Genomic DNA, 5,269 nt, shown 5'->3' on the forward strand with positions numbered 1-5,269 from the left:
ATGCATAAAAGAGATAAATCTTACGGATGACATTCCGGCGGGTGAACATACCGCGGAGGTAAGGCCCGTAAAGGTTAACGCTTTTGCTAACGGAACATACTATTTTATTCTGACAGACGGCACAGCAAGGTCAAAGGCTGATAAACTGATAATAATGAAATAAAATGTTTTTCTTCTGATATACTAATCATGGCTTTCCTGTAATTGTTAAAAAACTTTGGATATGTTATCATCCTCTTATAATACTATTATGGAGAATCGATGAAACGAGTCACTTTAAAAGATGTAGCCAAAGAACTTGGCGTTGCTTTTTCCACCGTGTCCATGGCCTTAAGTGATGATAAAACCATCAGCCAAAAGATGAAGGAAAAAGTAAAAAAGAAAATACAGGAAATGGGATATCACCCCAACCGTTCTGCCCGTAATCTGGTTAATGGTAAAACAAATAATATTGCCGTGGTGACGCCGGGGCTTTTTTCCCTTTATGAAATGCACATAGTGCGCGGGATGGAACTTCAGATGGTTAAGAGCAAATATGACCTTATTCTTTATACGGCTAAATACGACTGGGGTGAAGTACATAAAGAGCTTCGGAAAATACTTTATGAGCAGACAGCGGATGCTGTTATAGTTATCGGGGTTATGCTTGAAAATGAAATTGTGGAAGAATTTAAGAAAGCAAAAATACCCCTTGTGCTTGTTGACAGCGGAACCACAAAAAAAGCTTTCACTTTGAATGTTGATAATTATGAATGCGGCAGGATTGCGGCGCGGTACTTCATCAAAAAAGGCAGTAAGAAACCCGCCATTATGCTTGGCAATACAAAATTTGCTTTTTCACAGTCGGAACGGCTGCGTGGATTTAAAGCGGCCCTTAAGGAAAAAGGAATGAAGTTTAAAAATGAAATGGCTTATGAAAAACCTGACTATCTTCCTGAAGATCTGCGTAAAGTGGGATTTGCCGCGGCAGAAGTGCTTGTCAAAAACGGAACAGACGCGATATACTGCGCAAGCGGGGACTATGTAGCGCAGGGCATATACAGATACTGCGCGGTAAATAATATAACGATGCCTGAAACGTTAATGCTTGTGGGGACTGATAATTTTGATGTGGCAGACGCGCTTAATCTTTCCACTATTGAACAGCCGCTTGTTGGCATGGGGATGAAAGCTTTTGAACTGGCGGAACAAGCCGCGGCAGATGAGGGTTTTGAATCTGAAACGCTTTTTTTTAAACCGAAACTGATCATAAGAAAAACTTAAAAACTTGACAAATTAACTTTTATTTTGTATATTTATATTGTACTGAAACGTTTCAGATTTAATGTTTAAAGTATCTGAAACGTTTCAGAAAACTCAAGGAGGTGCTCTATGAAGGACATAATGAAAAAAACGGCAGCTTTTCTTGTTTTGGTTCTTATTCCTTTGGCGGCAATGGCGGCGCCTGTAACGGTTAACACAGGCGTTGTGGTAAACACAAATACCTGCGATGAAATATCCTGGACAGATTCTTCGGGGCTTTTAAGGACCGGAAGTATTGTGAAAATAGACGGCAATCCTAACGGGTATACGGGCGGGTATTTTTCCCGGTTAACTTATATGGACGGCGCGTCAACGGTTAATATAAATGAAAGCAATCCGGCCGGCGATTTGTCGGGGCTTGGTTTTATGGTCAATCATCAGCCAACAGGCCATGCGGGCAGGGGATGGGCTAATTCCAAACAGGACGGTTTCAACGGCACAACAACAATTCTTTTTCAGGGAGAAAACCACGTTATATATCAAACGGAAATGGATATGTACGGGGATAATGGAAACACAGCGCTTGGCGCATGGAAAGTTAAATGGGTTTATATGATAAGGACAGGAAATGATTATATAGTGGATTCAATTGCATATGATTTTTCTTCCAAACCTTTTGGAACTTACGGTAATGACATACGCTCGCCATACTGCGAAGTGAACTGGACAGGCACGGGAGCGGCTAATACGCTTTCTGAATCAATTGACGGAATAGAGTTCTGCGCGTCAAATAATACGGGTACAAGTTACATATTTAAAACAAACGGTTCTTCGCCATTTTCAACAGGGTATACTTATAACACACCCGGAAGAAATATCCCGTATACTCTGCAGTGGAAAAATACTCCTGACAGAGAAGCGGGTTATGTATCAACTTTGGATTTAACCCAGCAGGCGGCAGCAGGCGGTTATTTATCAGGCCCGGTCAATATTGGTTCTACAAGCGCAAGCATGCCTCCTAACTGGGCTGTTAATTATCAATCAAATGGTTTTCAGGGATGGTATGGCGACAAAATGACATGGGGGCTTCCTTATGGCGCGGCAGGCGGAGAAACTGCCGCGGAATCAGGTTCCACCACAAAATCAACTTTTCCTGACTGGACATGGAGAAAAAATTGGACTGCGTATCCGACTATTGGTTTTACCCTTCTTATACATATGGGAAAGAAAACTGAAGATAAAGTGCGCGCTCTTGCGGCAGAACAGGCTGACATTCATGAACTTATAAACCCTCTTACCGCCTCTGTCGGAACTGTTGTAACCACAGGACACATGAACCTTTATGATGCAGGAGGGTTTACATTTAAACCTGCCGGTTTTAATCATATTTATAATGCATGGGAAGTCGTATGCGCGTCTGACACGGCTGACATATCCTTAAACCTTGGAGCGAAGAGCCTTAAAAATCAAACGTTTCTATTTGATAATTACAATGCCGCTTTCGCGCCGCAGATTACTTTAAACAGTTCGGTGCTTGCCGAGGGCATTGATATGTTCACGTCAGTTGATACGGCAGATAAAAAATTGTATGTAACACTTAATAAAACAATAACAGGCGTCAATCATCTTGTGCTTGGCGGAGCATCCGCGACCTTAACGCCGACAAACACAATTCCTGCGGGTGCTACGGCAACACCCACAAATACACCCGGCAGCGGCGGTTCGGACTGTCTGCTTTTTTACATAGACCGTTCACTTGTGCCTCCGATGGCGATTTTTAAGGATTTGACCTTAAAGATACATGTTGGAAATTGTTCCGCGGTAAATGTCAGTGTTGACGGCTCGCCTGTTGTTTCAAGTTATGACGCGGGCACAGGTGAAGTGATGTTTACCACAACAGGTTCTGATGTCCGGATAACAAGAACCGGATACACAGGCGGTGCAACCCTTGCGGTTACCAAAACAACTCTTTTAAATGATAAAAAATGGGCGTACTCATTTACTTTTGATGATGGTATGCCCACCTGTTATTCTGTTGTCATGCCGCTTTTTGATTCTTACGGGTATAAGGCTGCGGCCGCTCTTAATACAGCACAGATGCAGGAAACAGCAGAATACTGGCCAATGAGCTGGCAGCACGCTGACGCTCTGCGCGCTGACGGCTGGAGCTTTTTTAACCATAATGCCACTCATGCCGCGGCAACGTGTTCAAATATCGGAACGGAAACAGTGCCTGTGAACGAACTGATTGAAGCAAGATGGCCGGATTATAAGTGCACGCATTTTGTTTATCCTTATGTTGACACCACTGCCTGGACCTGTATAAGGGATTCGGGGTTATTCTTGTCAGCCGAAGTTTATGACGGGATAAATTACGCGGATGTAACGCCTTCCCAGCCGTTTTTGCTTCACCGCTATGGTTTTATGGCCGCGGGTTCCTTAAGTTCTGCCTCGCTGGCCAATTCCGCCGCGGACAGTGCTGCTGCTGATTCAAGGGCAAGATGGCTGATAGTTTTTACGCATGCGGTTGCTCCGGGCAGCACAACGCCGCCAAGTACGTATGATACAAATGAAGCTATTTTGGAGGCGCACATAAACTATATTTATAATACATACGGCGCCGGCGGCGCGGATAATATGTGGTTTGCACCGTCTGATGTTGTTATGCATTACCTGCTTACCAGGGACAATGCTGCTGTAAGTTATTCGGGTTCTTGCGGAACCCCGACGCCGACAAACACAATTCCTGCCGGCTCTACGGCAACAAATACCTATACCGCGACTTATACGGCAACAGCCACCGCGACTCTTTTTGCGTGTGATTTTGATAATCTTGACGACGGTGACAATGGCAATGGTTACGGCGGTTTTTGGTATACGTATTCATCGGGAGACCCATCTCTTCCGCTTGAAACGAAAGTATGGCCCGGAGCTGCCTGCGTGCCGTCTTTGGGCGGCGTAAACGCAACCGCTTATGCAATGAGAATGACAGGCACGGTAGGCGCAATTGTTGCCGCTGAGAATATTTATCCATGCATAGGGCTGGGTTCACAGCTTAACGCGTCAGCCGGCTCGCCGGCATTTACTGAAACAGATATAAGTTCATGTACGGGAATAAAGTTTTATACAAAAGGCGACGGGAAATCTTATTTTGTCAAAGTGTCATATACTGATAACACCGGCGCCTCGCTTACGGGATATGATGATTATAAATATGTATTTACCGCGCCCGCTTCCTGGACGCAGCTCACCATACCTTTTACCATGTTTGCGCAGGCAGGATGGGGCACGGCAGCGGATTTGGCTGTGGTTCTTGCGCACGCAAAAGAAATACAGTGGCAGACTAATTTTAACGGGGCTTTAGGCGCGCCCGCATCAGTTGATTTTTGGATAGATGAAGTTCAGCTTTATGGCTGCGGCAGCTGCCCCGCGGTGCAGATTGCCACATCGACGCAAACACCGGAGGCAGAAACCAATACTTTAACAGCCACAAATACGGCAGAAAATACATTTACACCGACTTATACGCATACCGAAACAGATACAAATACTCAGACGCATACAAGCACGGTGACAAATACGCCGCCCACGGGTTCCACTAACACATATACTGAAACGCAGACATATACACCCACAAATACAAACACGTACACTGTAACAATTCCCGTAAGTACATATACAAATACCTTGACACAAACCAACACTCCCACGCGGACAAACACACCTGTACTGCCCACGGCAACATATACCATGACTTATACGTATACTTACACGGTAACTGTTATTCCGAATACCCCTACCTTTACGCCAACACCTCTTCCGACAGAAGCGGATAAGATGGAGATAAAAAATATCTTTGTTTACCCTCATCCGTATAATCCCGACAAAGGCAATTTAAGAATACGGTTTACTATAACCAAAAAAGCGGATGAAATTAACCTGAAAATATACTCCGCGTCATTCAGATGCATAAAAGAGATAAATCTTACGGATGACATTCCGGCGGGTGAACATACCGCGGAGGTAA

The 5,269-nt window shown here is 44.4% G+C and carries 2 protein-coding genes; both read left to right on the forward strand.

Going from position 1 to position 5,269, the window contains the following annotated elements; all coding sequences use genetic code 11:
* The first annotated feature begins 261 nt into the window (after positions 1 to 261).
* Entirely contained in the window at positions 262 to 1,263 is a 1,002-nt protein-coding gene (locus JXR81_04665) for a LacI family DNA-binding transcriptional regulator (protein ID MBN2754141.1), read from the forward strand.
* Between the two features lie 108 nt (positions 1,264 to 1,371).
* On the forward strand, positions 1,372 to 5,269 hold a 3,898-nt coding region (locus JXR81_04670), incomplete at its 3' end, for a CIA30 family protein (GenBank protein ID MBN2754142.1).

This window comes from Candidatus Goldiibacteriota bacterium, from assembly GCA_016937715.1.
GTDB lineage: Bacteria > Oederibacteriota > PGYV01 > PGYV01 > PGYV01 > PGYV01.

What these genes read in the sequence shown, in the direction of transcription:
- JXR81_04665 (MBN2754141.1), top strand. Translation starts at nt 262, where the DNA reads ATGAAACGAGTCACTTTAAAAGATGTAGCCAAAGAACTTGGCGTTGCT.